At 42.6% G+C, this 17,098-nt stretch carries 12 protein-coding genes; 5 read left to right on the top strand and 7 right to left on the bottom strand.

Annotated features, from left to right (window positions below; genetic code table 11):
- Positions 1-18: 18 nt before the first annotated feature.
- The 4 genes from ACMXYX_RS03470 to ACMXYX_RS03455 are packed head-to-tail and all read right to left on the bottom strand — an operon-like array spanning position 19 to position 4,734.
- A complete protein-coding gene (locus ACMXYX_RS03470) occupies positions 19-738 on the bottom strand; it encodes a tyrosine-protein phosphatase (protein WP_415897595.1) in 720 nt (239 codons plus the stop codon).
- On the bottom strand, positions 735-2,933 hold the full coding sequence (locus ACMXYX_RS03465) for a GumC family protein (RefSeq protein ID WP_415897594.1): 2,199 nt from the start codon (positions 2,931-2,933) through the stop codon (positions 735-737). The genes ACMXYX_RS03470 and ACMXYX_RS03465 overlap by 4 nt, the downstream gene beginning before the upstream one ends.
- 32 nt (positions 2,934-2,965) lie before the next feature.
- Entirely contained in the window at positions 2,966-3,499 is a 534-nt protein-coding gene (locus tag ACMXYX_RS03460; RefSeq protein ID WP_415897593.1) for a polysaccharide biosynthesis/export family protein, read from the bottom strand.
- A 32-nt stretch (positions 3,500-3,531) separates the two neighbouring features.
- Positions 3,532-4,734: an outer membrane beta-barrel protein gene (locus ACMXYX_RS03455; RefSeq protein ID WP_415897592.1), complete on the bottom strand. Its 1,203-nt coding sequence runs from the start codon at positions 4,732-4,734 to the stop codon at positions 3,532-3,534.
- A 231-nt stretch (positions 4,735-4,965) separates the two neighbouring features.
- Here ACMXYX_RS03455 and galU point away from each other — a divergent pair, with 231 nt between their 5' ends.
- From galU to ACMXYX_RS03440, 3 genes are all read left to right on the top strand, one after another.
- On the top strand, positions 4,966-5,856 hold the full coding sequence (galU, locus tag ACMXYX_RS03450) for a UTP--glucose-1-phosphate uridylyltransferase GalU (protein WP_415906491.1): 891 nt from the start codon (positions 4,966-4,968) through the stop codon (positions 5,854-5,856).
- Positions 5,857-6,072: 216 nt separating this feature from the next.
- Positions 6,073-7,713, top strand: coding sequence for a glucose-6-phosphate isomerase (gene pgi / locus ACMXYX_RS03445; RefSeq protein WP_415897590.1), 1,641 nt, complete (start codon positions 6,073-6,075; stop codon positions 7,711-7,713).
- On the top strand, positions 7,710-8,981 hold the full coding sequence (locus ACMXYX_RS03440) for a nucleotide sugar dehydrogenase (RefSeq protein WP_415906490.1): 1,272 nt from the start codon (positions 7,710-7,712) through the stop codon (positions 8,979-8,981). The genes pgi and ACMXYX_RS03440 overlap by 4 nt, the downstream gene beginning before the upstream one ends.
- 561 nt (positions 8,982-9,542) lie before the next feature.
- Here ACMXYX_RS03440 and ACMXYX_RS03435 read toward each other — a convergent pair.
- The 3 genes from ACMXYX_RS03435 to cysD form a co-directional block, all read right to left on the bottom strand.
- On the bottom strand, positions 9,543-10,163 hold the full coding sequence (locus ACMXYX_RS03435; protein WP_415906489.1) for an SH3 domain-containing protein: 621 nt from the start codon (positions 10,161-10,163) through the stop codon (positions 9,543-9,545).
- A gap of 493 nt (positions 10,164-10,656) precedes the next feature.
- A complete protein-coding gene (gene cysN, locus ACMXYX_RS03430; protein ID WP_415906488.1) occupies positions 10,657-12,561 on the bottom strand; it encodes a sulfate adenylyltransferase subunit CysN in 1,905 nt (634 codons plus the stop codon).
- The gene (gene cysD, locus ACMXYX_RS03425) at positions 12,561-13,460 is read right to left on the bottom strand and encodes a sulfate adenylyltransferase subunit CysD (protein ID WP_415894462.1); all 900 of its coding nucleotides are present in this window, start codon (positions 13,458-13,460) and stop codon (positions 12,561-12,563) included. Before cysD ends, cysN begins: the two co-directional genes overlap by 1 nt.
- 963 nt (positions 13,461-14,423) lie before the next feature.
- Here cysD and ACMXYX_RS03420 point away from each other — a divergent pair.
- Together ACMXYX_RS03420 and cysQ are read left to right on the top strand one after the other, a co-directional pair.
- Positions 14,424-16,190, top strand: coding sequence for an SLC13 family permease (locus ACMXYX_RS03420; protein ID WP_415906487.1), 1,767 nt, complete (start codon positions 14,424-14,426; stop codon positions 16,188-16,190).
- A gap of 12 nt (positions 16,191-16,202) precedes the next feature.
- Positions 16,203-17,000 (top strand): 3'(2'),5'-bisphosphate nucleotidase CysQ, encoded by a 798-nt coding sequence (gene cysQ / locus ACMXYX_RS03415; RefSeq protein ID WP_415906486.1) that lies wholly within the window; start codon positions 16,203-16,205, stop codon positions 16,998-17,000.
- The last annotated feature ends 98 nt before the right edge of the window (positions 17,001-17,098 follow it).

The raw sequence follows: 17,098 nt of genomic DNA, 5'->3' as shown, positions 1-17,098 counted from the left end.
ACATAACCCTTTCAAAATCTAATTTATACCAATGATACGAGCCGGGTTTTCCCACACCAAACGCCGCGCTTCTTCCACACCAATGACTTCAGCTGCAGCTTCCAACGCTTTTGATAAGATCGGCGGCCTATAGTTTGCGTTATGCGCATCACTAGCAAGAACTGTAACCCATTGATTTTCTAGCATCCTCAAAGCTAACTCATGAGCCTTCTGCCCAAAATCAGCAGTCACTGACATAGCCGTCAGCTGAAACAAACACCCCATCTCAACAAAAGGTGCCAATTTACGCTCATCCGCAATAAACCCTTTATTTCGCTCTGGGTGAGCAATCATTGGTAGCACACCGCGATCCAAAAGCCACTTCACTAGGTTATCGGTACCTGGCGGTACATGACTATGCGGGAGCTCCAATAGCATCACTTTTTTTTCATCCCACTCACCAAGGAATGGTAATTGCCCGGAGGTAAACATAGCTAAAACCTCAACGGACAACCGAACTTCTCCTGCTGGCATAACCACTAAAGGAATATCATTATCCACAAGCGCTTGCTGAAATTGCTCAAATACAGGCTGAATAGTTTGAGCATTATTGTCATACCGACCAGGATGAACATGGGGCGTAAAGACCATATGTGTAATGCCATCAGCTACAGCAATACGAGCAAGCGAAAGAGCCTCTTCTAAAGAAGAGGCTCCATCATCGATACCGGGCAAAATATGGCAATGCAGATCAATCATGCTGCGCTCTTGCTTTCCTCTGTATAACCGTAGGAATCGTAATACCCACCATAATCAGCCCCATAATATTTAGACGCTTTTTTGGTATTCACCTGATTTAGCACTACACCGATGAGTGGAGCATTAATATCTTTCAATCGCTTCAAACCAGCTTTGGCTTGTTGATAACTGGTTGAATCAGCCTTAACCACGTAGATCATCGCACCAACTTTTGGAGCAAGCACTAGCGCATCACTTACCGCTTGCGTTGGTGCAGTATCTATAACGATACGATCATACTTAGTTTCAAGCACACTTAGTGCTTTTGCGAAACGCTCAGAAGACAATAATTCAAGCGGGTTTGGAGGAATAATACCTGCAGTCAAAACATCGATACCCGAAGCTTCATGATGATGAATACAATCCTCTAGCTTTGAGGTACCCGCCACAAAATTAGATAATCCTGGTAATTTATGATCAAAACCCAGCGCTTTGGCAAGAGAAGGTCTACGCATATCTGCATCAATAAGCAATACTCGCTCCATTTGCCCTAATGAATAAGCCATATTGATCGCTGTTGATGTTTTGCCCTCACCAGGAATAGTTGAGGTGACAGCCAACACCTTATGTGGATTATCTAAAGCAGACAACACCACACCCGTTCTAATAGTACGAACTGATTCCGCAAAAGCGGATTGAGAGTCCTCCAGATATTCACTATAACTCGGGTGTTTAACATCCTTGCGTTTTAACAATGGTAATAAACCCATCATTGTTTCACCCAACTTACCCTCAATATCGGCTGCAGTTTTAACCGTGTTATCTAACGCTTTCAATAGGAAGGCAAAAACAACACCAAACATAACGCTTACAACAAATGCTAATACTACTATTAATTTCTTGTTTGGCTTTGCTGGCAGCTGAGGCTTTACTGCCGGATCTACTATTCGTGCATTAGCAGTTCTCAAATCACCTGTCGCACTCGTCTCATTAAAGCGAGTAAAGAAAGTATCATACAGAGCTCGCTTGGTATCGACATCCTGCTGCAATTCACGCAATTTAAACTCTTTACGACTCAGATCCTGCATACTGCCTTTAGTCGTTGCCAAAGAATTCTCTAGGGACTTCTCACTAGCCAACGCTGCCTTATATTGGTTTTCGATTCCATTAACCACAGAGATAATTTGCTGATTTAAAGAACGGTAGGCAATATTCAATTCTGAATTCACAGCTACCATTTTTGGGTGCTTGCTACCATATCGCTTAGCTAGTTCAGATTTTTTTAATTGCTTCTCTGCTACAGATTCCTTCATTGTCTGAACCAAAGGATGCTGCAGCACAGCTGGAAGTAACTCTAATTTACGAGGATTGCGTTTACCTATTTTTTGGATTTGGTCATAAACGCCTTGCAATTCCAGACGATCTCTTCGAGATTCAACAAGCTTGGTAGAAACAAGATCTAGCTCTTTAGAGGCAATATCCAAACCACCTTTTTCACCGACAATACCTTCCTGATCTCGGTAATTTTGCAATTGTTTCTCAGCCACTCTTAATTCATCACGCAAGTAACCAAGACGATCACTCAACCAAGTAGAAGCCTGCATAGTCACTTCCAACTTAGCCTCTAGGTTACTTTCTATGTAAGCCTGACCAATTGCGTTAGCGACTTCTGCAGCCATTACAGGCGAATATGACTCATATGTTACTTTTACAAGCTGAGTTTTACGTACCGGAGAGACCGTTATTTTTTGACGGAATAGATCTAATTTTTTCTGAAATATATCTTCTTCAGATGGTTCAATAACCCCACCCGGAAGCTCTAGTGGCAATAATTCTCGCCAATTAAAAGAAAAAGTCGGTTCTTCATTAAATTCAGGATGATTAGCTAGATCCAGCTTGCGCATTACCGATTCAGCAAGCTTTCTCGACTTCAGAATCTCAAACTGAGTCAGAAAATACTCTTGATTCCCGGACTCTAAACCATAAACCTCTTCAATAGAGACAACTTGCGCTTCCTGAGCCTCAATTAACAATGTGGCAGTAGCCCGATATACCGGTTTCATAGAGAAAACCACAAGAATCGTGAGCAAAGTTACCAAAAAGGCAAAGCCTATGATTCCCCATTTATGCCGACTAATCGTTAGCCAATATTCTCGGAGGTCAATAACGTCTTCTTGCATTAAGCGGTCAAATGCAGCGTTTTGCTTGTTATCCATATACAAATCCGTTTGGAAAGCTCACTAGGGAATTAAAAGAAACTTTCTTCGATCGTTATCGTGTCTCCAGGGGTAACCGGATGATTGATATCGATTTTAATAGGGTCTTTATTTGCTTGTTGCTCCGTTACAACAAAAAACTTGTCCGACGAGGCTCGTTCAGTAAAACCACCCGCAAGCGCAACCGCTTTCTGAAGGGTCAGCCCCGGCTGATAAGGATATGCGCCGGGCTCTTCCACCTGGCCATAAATAAAGAATTGTCGGTATTCTATTACTGCAACATTGACACTTGGGTTGACTAAATAACCATCTGCTAATTTAGAGCGAATCACTTCACTTAATTCGCCCGTACTCAAACCATTAGTGCTAATTTCTCCCAAAAACGGATATGAAATAGTGCCCGCATCGCTCAAACGCACTTCTAAACTTAAATCCTCTTCACCAAATACGGTGATACTCAAAAGATCCCCCGCACCCAAAGGGTAATCAGACAGATCATTGGCTTTACTAAAGGAAGCACTAAGCAGAAAAAAGGCACAGGCAAAAATTTTATATACGTTTGACACAATTAATCCTTACAACAATTATTCAGGACGGATTACAAAGAACCTTGTACTGTGAAATAAACAGCATTTTTGTCGTAATCAAGACCACTCTGATTCGAAGTCCGATCCGAATAAGAATAATCAAGCCCTAGGTCCAACCAGCGCTGCAGTTGATAAGTAACACCAACACCATAAATTTCCGATTCATCAGAACGGCTACTAGAAACATAATCGCTATCTGACTGACCATATCCCACACGGGAAATAATTCGATTACCCCAATCGTGCTCCCAACCTAGGTTCCAGCTAGTTGTATCTATATAGTTACCAGTACCGTCAGTTTCTTCTTCTTCCCTACTTGTTACAAAACTAACGACAGAATATGTTTTGGGTGCCCAGTTAACGGCCAATTCCCAGCTAATACCATCATCATCTTCACGTGACGCTGAATCAAAATCTTTTTCCGCATAACCTATTTTGAAGATACCCGTGGTTTTTGCAGTTGCATCCCAAGTAGCACCCACCAAATATTCGGTTTCTGAGCTATCTAAAGTCACAGAAGCAAGATCATAATCAATCTCTTCATGCTCAATTTCGAATAATAGAGACGTTTTAGGCATTACCCGATAATAAAATGTGCCGGTAACTTTTGAACTTTCTCGATCTTTAGCTGCAGTCTGGCTTCGAAAATTACTATATTCACGATCATTTAACTCCGCTGCGACTTCGATCCGCCCCTTAGCATCTTGCGCGCCAAAACCATATTTCGCAGATAGAGTAGTTACATCATATTCGACTGGCGCAGCATTAGCTGTAGCATTCGAACCCTGATTAAGACCAGACCCTCTGTCTTCATGGGCCTTTAGGTACCGAGCTAACAATTCCAAACGGTTACGGATATTAAAGTCTAAATAAGCCTGAGCAGACAGATCATGATCCGTATAATTATCTGCAGAATCATTCTCATAAATTCCATGCTTAATAGCATAATTCAAGCTATAAACATCTAGGCCTTTTTCCAAAACAGCTTGAACAGAAGGATTAACCACAGTAATGACTGAATCAACTTTGTTTGAGTCCGTAGAATAAATATTATCATCATGCCCAACCTGGACATTAAACTGAGGAATTACCTGAAGAGGCCCTAGTTTTGCAGGAGCTGGATCAATAGCAAAAGTAGGGGCAGCTGCCATAAAGCTAGCCAAGAGAGTAAATGTACAACCAATAAAGCGATGCTTGCGAGCCAAATTTTCCATGGAATATCATCCCTTTCCTTTTCCACTATCCATCTCTGAGTATTTGCTATTCGCCAAGCCATTGGACTGATGGATAAATTTCGATCATTCTAACACACAATCCAACAGCAAATCTCGCATTCGCACCTGCAAAAAAGAGTAGCAGCTTTAACTAATTATCTTAATTACTGTAACAAAGCCATGTTACTATTTAACATTTATGGAATTAACACTCAGAGGACACACAAAAGGATGTCAAATCAAGTAACCAAAGCTGTAATCCCCGTAGCGGGCTTAGGCACACGAGTACTCCCAGCAAGTAAGGCCATTCCTAAAGAGATGATGCCCGTTGTAGATAAACCTGTGATACAACACGTTATTGAGGAAGCTGTAGCCGCAGGGATTAAAGATATAGTATTGGTTACACGTTCAGGCAAAGCCTCTATAGAAGACCATTTCGATTGCCATTACGAACTCGAAGCCGAATTAGAGCGTAAAGGAAAAACAGCCATCCTAGAATCAGTCCAAAACATTATTCCATCGGATGTTTCCATCAGTGCTGTTCGTCAACACAAAGCTCTAGGCTTAGGTCACGCCGTTCTTTGCGCTGCACCAATCATAGGGAATGAAGACTTCGCGGTCTTACTCCCAGATATGCTTATTAATTGCCACGGTCTGCCGCAAGCCGACCTATCGGCGATGGTAGATACATATAAAAAGACAGGTTGCGGCCAAATCATGGTTGAGCCAGTTCCTATGGAACACGTCGACCGCTACGGTGTAGTTGATTGTTCAGGCATTGATATTTCTGCCGGACAATCCGCGGATATTTCTCGCATGGTAGAGAAACCGCCAATTGATGAAGCACCTTCAAACCTCACAATCAATGGCCGCTACATACTCCCTGCTCGCATCATGGAGCTATTGAAGGACACTAAGCCTGGTGCAGGCGGAGAAATCCAACTAACAGACGCAATGGCTGACTACCTTCAAGAAGGTAAACTGCAAGCATTCCACATGAGCGGGAAAACTTACGACTGCGGGAATAAAGCTGGCTACTTGCAAGCAAATGTTGCTTACGGTCTTCAGCACACTGAAACCGCTGACAGCCTTAAAAGCTTTATAAAAGAGCTTAACCTTTAAAGGCCAACACGAGAGGCGCCTAGCTTTATAAAACAACGCTAGACGCCCACTTACCGAGTAATTAAAAGTAAGGGCCTTGCTTAACCCCTAGGGGACTAAGCTCAAAAAGAAAGATACCTCCAGTTGTATCAGAGATATCCAAGGATATATTTCACCCAAAACAAAAATGATGGGTAAAATACTGGATTAGCGATTAGCACAAACTAAGGAACACTGATGTCATCACCCGAATCCGCGGCATGGGACAGCCTCAAATGCCATGCCAATAATATGTCTCAATCACATATAAGCACACTGTTCACACAGGAGCCGGATCGCTTTAATCAATTTACTTTTGAGCAGCAAGAGTTACTACTCGATCTTTCCAAACAAAGAATCACGCCTGAAACTAAATCATTGCTAATAAAATTAGCTGAGGAAAAACAACTTTCCGATTGGATATCAAAATTATTCCAAGGAGAGCATGTTAACGATTCTGAAGACAGGCCCGCCTTACACACAGCACTGCGGTCTCCAGCGAACTTTTCTATACCTTTAGCAGGTAAAAATATTGTAACCGAAGTGCATGACAACCTAGCTCGAATGGAACAAATCGTTAAAAGAATTCATTCTGGGCAATGGAGAGGTTATACAGGCCATTCAATTGACACTGTTGTAAATATTGGCGTAGGCGGTTCCGATTTAGGTCCATTTATGGCGTGCAAAGCGCTATCGGAGAATAGCCCCAATATTGCTCGCAAAATAAAAGTCCATTTTGTTTCGTCTATGGATGGCAGCCAACTCGCAGACTTACTTGACCAGCTCAATCCTGCGCGCACACTTTTCATCATCTCATCCAAGTCATTCACAACGATAGACACATTGGCTAATGCGCAAACAGCTAAAGAATGGTTAAAACAAGCAAGCAATTCAGGAAGCGAGGAAACTCTGGTAGCACGTCACTTTATCGGAGTATCCGCCAACCCGCATAAAGTATTTGAATGGGGCATTCCAAAAAGCAATCAACTTGAATTTTGGGATTGGACAGGTGGGCGATATTCCATGTGGTCAACTATAGGCCTCCCAATTGCATTAAAGTTAGGAATGTCGGGGTTCAAAGAACTTCTAGCCGGCGCACATGAAATGGATGAACATTTCAGAATTACCGACTTTGAGGAAAACCTACCAGTTTTGCTTGCGATGGTAGGTATATGGAATATCAACTTTCTAAATATTAATGCTCATGCCATCCTTCCTTATGACGGACGACTAAGTCACATACCTGCTTACCTCGAACAGCTTGAGATGGAAAGTAACGGAAAATCTGTCGATAGAAATGGCAACAACGTAAACTATAAAACCTGCCCCATTCTTTGGGGAGAAGTCGGAACAAATGCACAACACGCATTTTATCAACTACTCCATCAAGGAACTGAGGCTGTCATGTGTGATTTTATTGTATCCGCACGCCGGTATCATGAAACCGGCAATTCTGAGTTACAACATCAGCACCAACTTAATTTAGCAAACTGCCTCGCTCAGTCGAGAATCCTTGCGCTCGGAGACTCTGTTCTTCAAGGAGCAGCAAGTGCTCCAGCTTATAAACGCTATAAAGGCAATCAGCCATGCACAACCATCATGCTAGATGAACTAACACCTTTCACATTTGGACAACTGATAGCACTCTACGAGCACAAAGTATTCGTCCAATCCGTAATTTGGAACATAAACCCATTTGACCAATGGGGTGTAGAACTTGGTAAAAAAGTAGCCACTTCTCTGTTAAATGCGTTTGACACCAATAGCGGCAAACCTAACTTTGATAGCTCTACAAACGGCCTACTCAGCCACATTGCGTCCAAGGGAGAGGTAAAATGAAAATCACCATTTGGGGTAACGAACTTCTAGCATGGACCTCTGCGGCAGCTCTCGCAGAAAGCGGCAACAATATCTTATTGGTCCCTAATGAACATGAATTTCCTAACGAACAAGACCTTGAGTTCAAAGTAAGCAATGAACCCAACCTCGAACAACTTATTTCCGATGCTCAACACAGTGGCCGACTCACTATAGGCTCCGATACTGATGGTATTGCTCACGCTTCAAACCATATTCTTGCGCTTAACCCAGATCAATTCAAAACAGCTGAACGATTAGTTAACCGCCTTAGCGATCAACATTCTTCTAATCTCCTGATAATTAACCAATCTAATTTCGGTGTAGGTAGTTCAGATAAGTTACAGAGCCAGCTAAACGAAGCAAACAACCAAGTTATCAGCTACATACCTGACATGCTCGCAGAAGGCTCAGCCTTAGATAATTACAAATCGCCACAAACCATTATACTTGGCTGCACAAATGATTGGGCTTTACTAAATATCAAAGCCCTAATGCGCCCTTTCAGCCAATCGGTAAAACAGTGGATGATCATGTCTTGTAAAGAAGCTGAGTTCACAAAATTTGCGAACACCGGAATGCTTGCTTTACGTTTAGGCTACATTAATGAGCTTGCCAATCTTGCCGATCAACTAGAAGTTGATATAGAAGTTATCCGAGAAGCTATGATTACAGACCCTCGCATAGGGCCTCACTATCTCCATCCTGGTTGCGGGTTTGGCGGTTTACATTTTCAACAATATATTGAAGCGCTATCAGATTTGATGACCGAAGCCCGAAATTCAAAATTGCTTGATACTGTATTGACTGAAAATGAAAAGCAAAAAGAACAACCTTTCCGAAAGCTATGGCGCCATTACTCGTGCGACCTTCAAGGAAAAACAATTACACTCTGGGGCCTCTCATTCAAATCAGGTACGGCAAGTATAGACAACTCTCCAAGCCTCAAAGTAATAGATACGTTACTAGCACAAGGCTGCACCCTACAGATACACGACCCAGAAGCTATGAATAACATCCGAGAGCACTTTGGCAATCAGCGCAATCTTATTTACTTCGAAAACCCATACGATGCCCTCAAAGACAGCGACGGTCTTCTATTACTGACCGAATGGCCTGAATACTGGTCCCCTGACTATAATGAAGTCCTCAATCAGATGAACCAACCGCTTATCATTGACGGCAGAAACATTTTTGATAAAGAGCTATTAAAAAGCTTAGGGTTCACTTACTACGGTGTAGGCAGATAACAGCAATCACTTCTACTATTTTCTGCGAGGGAGGAACCTACTCCCTCTTCCAAGCAACTAATTAACAGCCAAAAACATTCCAACAAGCCTTTAAAGGCCTAATAGCCCCAAAGAATAGAGAACCAGAAGTGAACAGCGCCTTTATAAAAAAATATAAAACCCTAATCAGAATCTTATTCATACTAGCCCTCACAGCGCTTTTATATGGCATTTTTAGAAGCACCCCTCCAGAAAGATTATTTGAAGACTCAGATAAAGTAGGACACTTTATTGCATTCTTTGTTGTCTCTTTTCTTGGGAGGTTCGCTCTTTACCAAGCGCCACACTTAATCTATTGGAGCGTGTGCTTACTATTATCCTATTCTTTAGAGTATTTTCAGGAAATACTACGCCCCCTTCGTCATTTTTCAGCCTGGGATGCTTTCGCAAATGCTAGCGGAGTAATTTTTGCGATGTTTCTATGCTTTGCACTCACTAAAATAACACTAAAAACAGCGAAAGAAGTATCTCCACGTAAATAAGCTAAGCGAGCAACCACGCTGTAAACAATAAAACCTGATCCTATAGGTACCCCACAAGCTGACACCGACTACCTTCTATATTCACTTGCTCTAACTCATAGGACACATCTGCCTTCATAAGTATATGCATAGAGTAAGTATCAGACTGTTCGACTACTGAATGATCCAGCGTTTGATTTACTGGAACAGGAATTAAATCCCCACTCCGCGCTCTAGCCACCAACTCAGCACTACAACCAACCTTAATTGATTTAAGGTCGGCGCTTTGAAGTAACTCATACTGAAAATGCAGATCACAACCCTGAATTATTTCGGCACCAATAATCTTTTCGCAGGTTAACTCAGCAGCTATTACCTCTAGTTTTAACTTTTCAGGTACTGCCTGCTGCTGCAGCTTGTTTTCTTCTTTTAAAAATGAGCTATGCATCCAACCTTCTGTTTTTCCGGTTTTTTCCTCTTTCCCTGTGAAATAGATACGCGTCCACTCACCTTGCTCTTCCATTTTGATAACTAAATGCCCCTTATTAAGCATCAGCATACTACGACCGTTTAAACCGGGTTGTGCACGAACTCTGACGCTGTCATTTGTCACAACCAAATACTCGACAGCAGATACAGATGTAGATAATAAAAGCAGTAAAAAAAGAAGAGGGCTTCGCACAACTAAACCTATCAATTGGTTAAGAATTTCCCGAATTGTATCGACCGAAACTTAAAGACGCAAAGACCTATTAGACAAGTAACACTTTAACCGTCACGGCCTTCAATCAAAGGGGTTACAACCACCCAACAAAAAAATTAGGAATATTTCCTATATATTTACTCGACCGATAAACTTAATATCTTTAACAGCAGAGAGGTCAGGGAAGGCCTTAGCCTTCAGGGATGAAGGCCTCTGCATTCTGATCAGGGAAGATAAGGAGCCGACAAGGATGTCGGTACCCTTTCCCTTTATAAGCTTCAATTCCCCCCCAATGGGAGCAATCTCCCGCTTCATATACCAACCGAGCTTTAACAAAGACAAAGTTAAAACAAAAAGCTCACATTAATACATCTAAAACCTATTAGAATAAAAACACCAATAAAAAAGCCCTCATTCCGAACAACTAAGAAATAGCTATGAGGAAAGAGAGCTCTAGTTAATCTGAATACCTCTAGCCCAGATAACCATTATCTTTGAGATATTGCACTACTTGATCTGCACACTCATCCGCGCTGTAACCTGCAGTACGTAGATCACACTCTGGATTCTCTGGTGCTTCATATGGAGAATCAATACCAGTGAAATTTTTAAGTTCACCCTTTCTCGCTTTTTTATAAAGCCCTTTCACATCGCGTTGCTCAGCCACATCAAGCGGTGTATTGATGAAGACCTCAATAAACTCACCCTCACCAACTAATTCGCGAGCCATTCGGCGCTCAGAACTGAATGGCGATATGAATGCAGTCAAGACAATCAAACCCGCATCAAGCATTAAGCTTGAAACTTCTGCGATACGACGAATATTTTCTACTCTATCACCATCAGTAAAACCAAGATCTTTATTTAAGCCATGACGCACATTATCACCATCTAACAGGTAGGTATGTCGTCCCATAGCAAAGAGTTTTTGCTCTACCAGATTAGCAATAGTGGATTTGCCCGATCCTGACAGACCGGTCAACCACAATATACAAGGTTTTTGATGCTTCAGATCCGCACGTCCTGCCTTATCAACATCGACATGCTGCATGGTAATATTATGACTTCGACGCAGGGCAAAATTAATCATCCCCGCCCCCACGGTACCATTGCTCAGACGATCAATGAGGATAAAACTACCGGTATCTTGGTTCTCTTTGTAAGGATCAAATGCGATATCACGATCCAAACTGATCGCACACACACCAATAGCGTTAAGCTCCAGTCCTTTTGCAGCGGTATGCTCTAACGTATTCACATTCACCTGATATTTGATATCAGTAATGGTTGCCGAACAGGTTTGCGTCCCAGCCTTAATCAGATAAGTACGCCCAGCCAGTAAAGGCTCTTCATTCATCCAAACAATTACCGTTTCAAATTGCTTAGCCACAGAAGCAGGATTTGCAGACTCAACTAGCAGATCACCTCGCGAGATGTCCACTTCATCTTCAAGTGTTAGCGTGACAGACTGGCCAGCTACCGCACGATCTAGATCACCATCCAGAGTAACTATCTTAGAGATTTTGCTTTCATTACCCGAAGGCAGCACTCGGATTTTATCCCCTGGATGGACCACACCACTTGAGATCTGCCCCGAAAAGCCACGGAAATCCAAATTAGGTCGATTAACCCACTGCACAGCCATTCTAAATGGTGCTCGTTCGGCCCTCTCAATATCCACTTCAACAGATTCAAGATAGCCCATTAACGTAGTGCCTCGATACCACTCCATATTCTTACTTGGTGCAGTAACGTTATCCCCCTTGAAAGCCGACATAGGGATAAAAGTGACTTTATCGATACCTACTTCTTTTGCAAACGACTGATACTCTTCAACAATCTTTTGAAAAACAGATTGAGAATACTCAACCAAATCCATTTTATTGATAGCAACAACAATGTGTCGAATACCAATCAAAGAAACTAAATAACTATGACGACGAGTTTGCGTAAGTACTCCCTTACGCGCATCCACCATAACAATTGCGACATCAGCTGTTGATGCGCCGGTTACCATATTACGGGTATATTGTTCGTGACCGGGAGTGTCAGCAACAATAAATTTACGCTGATCAGTAGAGAAAAATCGATAAGCAACATCGATAGTAATTCCCTGCTCTCGCTCCGCTGCTAACCCATCAACCAATAGCGCAAAGTCGATAGACTCTCCTTGTGTGCCGTACTTTTTCGAATCAGATTCGACCGCAGCCAACTGGTCTTCAAAGAGCATTTTAGATTCATATAACAAGCGACCGATTAACGTGCTTTTGCCATCATCAACGCTACCGCAAGTAATAAAGCGCAAAAGACTTTTATGCTCATGCTCTTTGAGATACTGAGAAATGTCACTCTCAATTAGGTCTGATACATGTGCCATTAGAAGTATCCCTCTTGCTTTTTCTTTTCCATAGACGCAGCAGAATCATGATCAATTACTCGCCCCTGCCTTTCAGAGGTTTTGGTCAATAACATCTCCTGAATAATTTCAGGCAAAGTTGTTGCTCTAGACTCAACAGCTCCCGTTAGCGGATAACAACCCAATGTCCTAAAGCGCACATGCTTCATCATTGGTACCTCGCCTTCATTCAATGGCATACGCTCATCATCAACCATAATAAGAGATCCATCACGCTCAACCACAGGTCGCTCAGCAGAATAATACAACGGCACAATAGGAATCCCTTCCAGATGAATGTATTGCCAAATATCTAACTCGGTCCAGTTAGAAATTGGAAAGACTCGGATAGACTCGCCCTTATGTTTCTTGGCGTTATATTGCTTCCATATCTCAGGTCGCTGGTTTTTGGGGTCCCAACGGTGATCTCCTGTACGGAAAGAGAAAATCCGCTCTTTCGCACGAGATTTTTCCTCATCTCGGCGGGCACCACCAAAGGCAGCATCAAAACCATGCTTATCCAAAGCCTGTTTTAAGGCTTCAGTTTTCATAATATCGGTATGGATAGCAGAACCGTGGGTAAAAGGGTTAATCCCCTTCTCTAAGCCCTCTGGGTTTGTATAAGTCAGCAACTCCAAACCAAGATCTTTAACCATTTTATCCCTGAATGCGTACATGTCCTGAAACTTCCAAGTCGTATCGACATGCAACAGAGGGAATGGAGGAAGCGATGGGTAAAAAGCTTTCATCGCTATATGCAACATCACAGCACTATCTTTCCCTATCGAATACAACATCACAGGATTTTCGGTCTCTGCGACAACTTCCCTCATTATCTGAATGCTTTCAGCCTCCAGACGTTGTAAATGTGTTAATGGCATATTTTCTCCTGAAAACGAGTCTTTAATACAAGCTTCGCTCTTTTTAACATTTAAAGTCCCTAACCCCATCAGCATCCTATCTTCTCGATAAACAACTTGCTCATAGGGAATAAATTCTATCTGCTTATTTCGCGTCTCATACCACTCACGAAACTCGTCATGCTTCTCTATAAACGGAAAGCGACTAATTACTACTGCCTGCTTTACCAAACCTAGAAGCTGCTCCAAAAATTCAATCAATTCTGTCGTTGTAGGTTTAAACGAATAATGAACCCACTGACTACTGTTACGGAGATCAGTTAAGTACAGCTGATAATAACGCTTACCCTCGACAACAATATCGCGCAGACCTGTAACAAAAATTGGCACCCTTTTAGAAAAAGAAGACCGAGTTACAACCGACTCTCGAGATACTTCTATTTTGTCTTCTTCAACAAGGCCAAACTCGCTAAGGTATCTACGCACAGACTTTAAAGACAACGGTTCTTTTAAAGATTTATCAAACCACTTTTTTACTTTTTCTGTATTCCAATACTCTTTTTTCCCACCAAGCTCTTCCTCAAAAAAGGGCTGTGACAACAGAGAATGAAACGCTTCATCAACAGTATGATTTTTCAGACCTTTAATACCTATAGGTCTACCACTATCTTTTGATAAAACGGCCTTCCAACCGCCCTCTAAGAATTTTTTATAGGCCGAAATAATGGTAGGATGGCTAAGACCTGTCTCTGTATAAATTTGCTCTAGCGTCTGCTTTTGCAACCTCATCAAGACAGCTTTTTTTCGCAACATCTCAGCTGTTTTTGAAGATCGATCTTTGCCACTCATAGCGCAAGCTCAAGTTTTAATCAGTTGTAATGGTACGTATAACAAGATAGTCTATCAAGGCAGATATAAAACTATTTATGTCCCCAAATGCACATCAACATCTCCACACGAATATCCGGGTAGAATCTCAGCATAATGGAGTATGAAGCTTACCTAACAATCGCGACGGTGATTCTGGTATTAGGCGCACTTGTTGGTACACGCTTAGCATCAGACATCATCCTTATGGCTGCATTATGCTTCTTAATTATTACTGGCATTTTAACGCCGGAAGAAGCTCTGTACGGCTTCGCAAATCCTGGGGTAATGACGATTGCGGTCTTATATGTTGTAGCCGCAGGCCTAAAAGAAACAGGTGCTATTCAGTGGATAGCTGGTCGAATACTTGGCAATCCCAAAACCATACCCAAGGCTACGCTGAAGGTATTTATACCCTCATCCATTCTCAGTGCTTTTATGAACAACACGGCCGTAGTCGCGATGTTTATCCCGTCAATCCAAGACTGGTCAAAGCGAAAAGGGATCTCTGCCTCAAAATTGCTTCTACCATTAAGTTATGCGGCAATTCTGGGAGGTACATGTACTCTTATAGGTACCAGCACAAACCTAGTAATTGATGGTCTATTACAATCCACCAAAGACCACTCATTAAGTATGTTTTCCCTAACTTGGGTAGGATTACCACTTGTCATTCTAGGCGGAGGGTTCCTCTACCTTATTGGTGATAAATTACTTCCAAATCGCCAAGGTGCCGTTGAACAATTAGATCTAGTACGCGAATACAGCGTGAATGTAATTGTTGAAGAAAATAGTCCTCTGGCAAACCAAACAATAGAAGAAGCCGGTTTACGAAATTTAACCTATGGCTACTTAGTTGAAATCTATAGACAATCCCGCATCATTACTGCCGTATCTCCAGATACCGAACTTCTTGCAGGGGACGAGCTTGTCTTTGTAGGCGCTCCCGAGTGTGCCCGAGAAATTCGCCATTTCCGAGGACTCATCCCAGCAAATGGCGATGTGGAAATGCTTCAGATTACCCATCATGAACGATGCTTAGTAGAAGCCGTTATCGGCCCAGAGTTTGCTGGCTTAGACCAATCAATTAAAGATTCTCGCTTCCGAACTCGTTTCCAGGCAGCCATTTTGTCTGTATCCAGAAACGGCCAACGTATTGATGGAAAAATTGGCGATATCCGCCTACAAGTGGGCGATACTCTTCTGCTGGAAACAAGCCAAGACTTTATTGGCCAGTACCGTTCCCGAAGAGACTTTTTATTAGTCAGTGCAATCAACGACTCAACGCCGCCAGTATTTAATAAAGCGCCAACCGCACTTCTGATCCTGATGGCTATGATTTTTTTAAGCGCCAGTGGTCTCCTAAGTATTCTAGAAAGTGCTTTCTTGGCAGCTGGGGCTATGGTTGCAACCCAATGCGTTTCGATCATCAAAGCCCGAAGGAATATCGATTTTACGGTTATAACCGTCATAGCTGCTTCATTCTCACTTGGCGCAGCTATGACAAAAACAGGTGCAGCCGACGCAATCGCCAGCAGCCTACTATTTAGTAACGATTTATCCCCATGGATAGTGTTAGCACTTCTATACCTACTAACAGTCATATTTACTGAGCTAATCACAAACAATGCTGCAGCCATTCTGATGTTTCCTATAGCAATATCAGTAGCAGAGCAATTAGGGGTTAACTATTTGCCGTTTGTGATCGCAATTATGTTCGCAGCCTCGGCAAGCTTTATTACCCCTATTGGCTATCAGACAAACCTTATGGTCATGGGCCCTGGCGGCTACCACAGCAAAGACTATTTAAAAATTGGCCTACCGATGAGTTTTATCACAGCCATATGCTGCATAACACTAATCCCTCTTATCTGGAATTTTTAGCAAGGAAGACTAATGAACAACCTAGAACAATATGCACAACCTATAAATGAGTTATCCCGCAAAGCAGGACAAGCGGTGATGGAAATTTATAAAAAAGATTTTGCTATTTATGACAAATCTGACAGCAGCCCTCTAACTGAAGCAGATTTAGCGGCACATACGATTCTAGTTGAAGGTTTAAACGCACTAACACCAGAAATTCCCGTATTATCAGAAGAATCAAACGCCAACGAACAAACAGATCGTTTTAGCTGGGATACTTACTGGCTAATTGACCCTCTGGATGGCACCAAAGAATTCATCAAGAAAAACGGTGAATTCACGATCAATGTTGCGCTTGTCGTATCTGGTCAGCCTGTATTTGGCGTCGTTTACGCACCAGCTATTGACGCTTTGTACTGGGGAGCTGAAGGCGAAGGCGCTTTTAAACAAGAAGGATCAACAGACCCCGCGCCTATCACTGTTAAGGCTGCCCCTTCAGTAAACACAGGCTGGAAGGTTGTAGGTAGTCGTTCTCACCAATCTGAAGAGTTCAAAACCTTCATGGAGAAGCTTCCAGAAGCAGACATTATCGCTATGGGCAGCTCCCTAAAATTGTGCCTGGTTGCTGAAGGTAAAGCCGATCTATACCCTCGCTTAGGCCTAACCAGTGAATGGGATACCGCAGCCGCTCACGCTGTCGTGTTAGCAGCAGGCGGACAAGTACTTAGCACTCAAGATATGAAACCGCTCATCTACAACACGCGCAAAGATACATTGCTAAACCCTCACTTCATCGTATGCTCTGAAGTAAGCCGTTTCTGGGCATAATTCCTACATTTTAGGAAAAAGACCCTTGTAGGAGCCCACCCCGTGAGCGACTGGCCCTTAGGCCTCCTGAAGAGAAACAAATTTCCACGCAGGGCGGC

It is taken from the genome of Neptuniibacter sp. QD72_48, assembly GCF_047778065.1.
Lineage (GTDB): Bacteria > Pseudomonadota > Gammaproteobacteria > Pseudomonadales > Balneatricaceae > Neptuniibacter.
This window is presented reverse-complemented; position numbering and strand designations above follow the sequence as displayed.

Excerpts from the sequence above, each read along its gene's own strand:
- ACMXYX_RS03470 (WP_415897595.1), bottom strand. The coding sequence starts at position 738 with ATGATTGATCTGCATTGCCATATTTTGCCCGGTATCGATGATGGAGCC.
- ACMXYX_RS03465 (WP_415897594.1), bottom strand. The coding sequence starts at position 2,933 with ATGGATAACAAGCAAAACGCTGCATTTGACCGCTTAATGCAAGAAGAC.
- ACMXYX_RS03455 (WP_415897592.1), bottom strand. The coding sequence starts at position 4,734 with ATGGAAAATTTGGCTCGCAAGCATCGCTTTATTGGTTGTACATTTACT.
- galU (WP_415906491.1), top strand. The coding sequence starts at position 4,966 with ATGTCAAATCAAGTAACCAAAGCTGTAATCCCCGTAGCGGGCTTAGGC.
- pgi (WP_415897590.1), top strand. The coding sequence starts at position 6,073 with ATGTCATCACCCGAATCCGCGGCATGGGACAGCCTCAAATGCCATGCC.
- ACMXYX_RS03440 (WP_415906490.1), top strand. The coding sequence starts at position 7,710 with ATGAAAATCACCATTTGGGGTAACGAACTTCTAGCATGGACCTCTGCG.
- cysN (WP_415906488.1), bottom strand. The coding sequence starts at position 12,561 with ATGGCACATGTATCAGACCTAATTGAGAGTGACATTTCTCAGTATCTC.
- cysD (WP_415894462.1), bottom strand. The coding sequence starts at position 13,460 with ATGCCATTAACACATTTACAACGTCTGGAGGCTGAAAGCATTCAGATA.
- ACMXYX_RS03420 (WP_415906487.1), top strand. The coding sequence starts at position 14,424 with ATGGAGTATGAAGCTTACCTAACAATCGCGACGGTGATTCTGGTATTA.
- cysQ (WP_415906486.1), top strand. The coding sequence starts at position 16,203 with ATGAACAACCTAGAACAATATGCACAACCTATAAATGAGTTATCCCGC.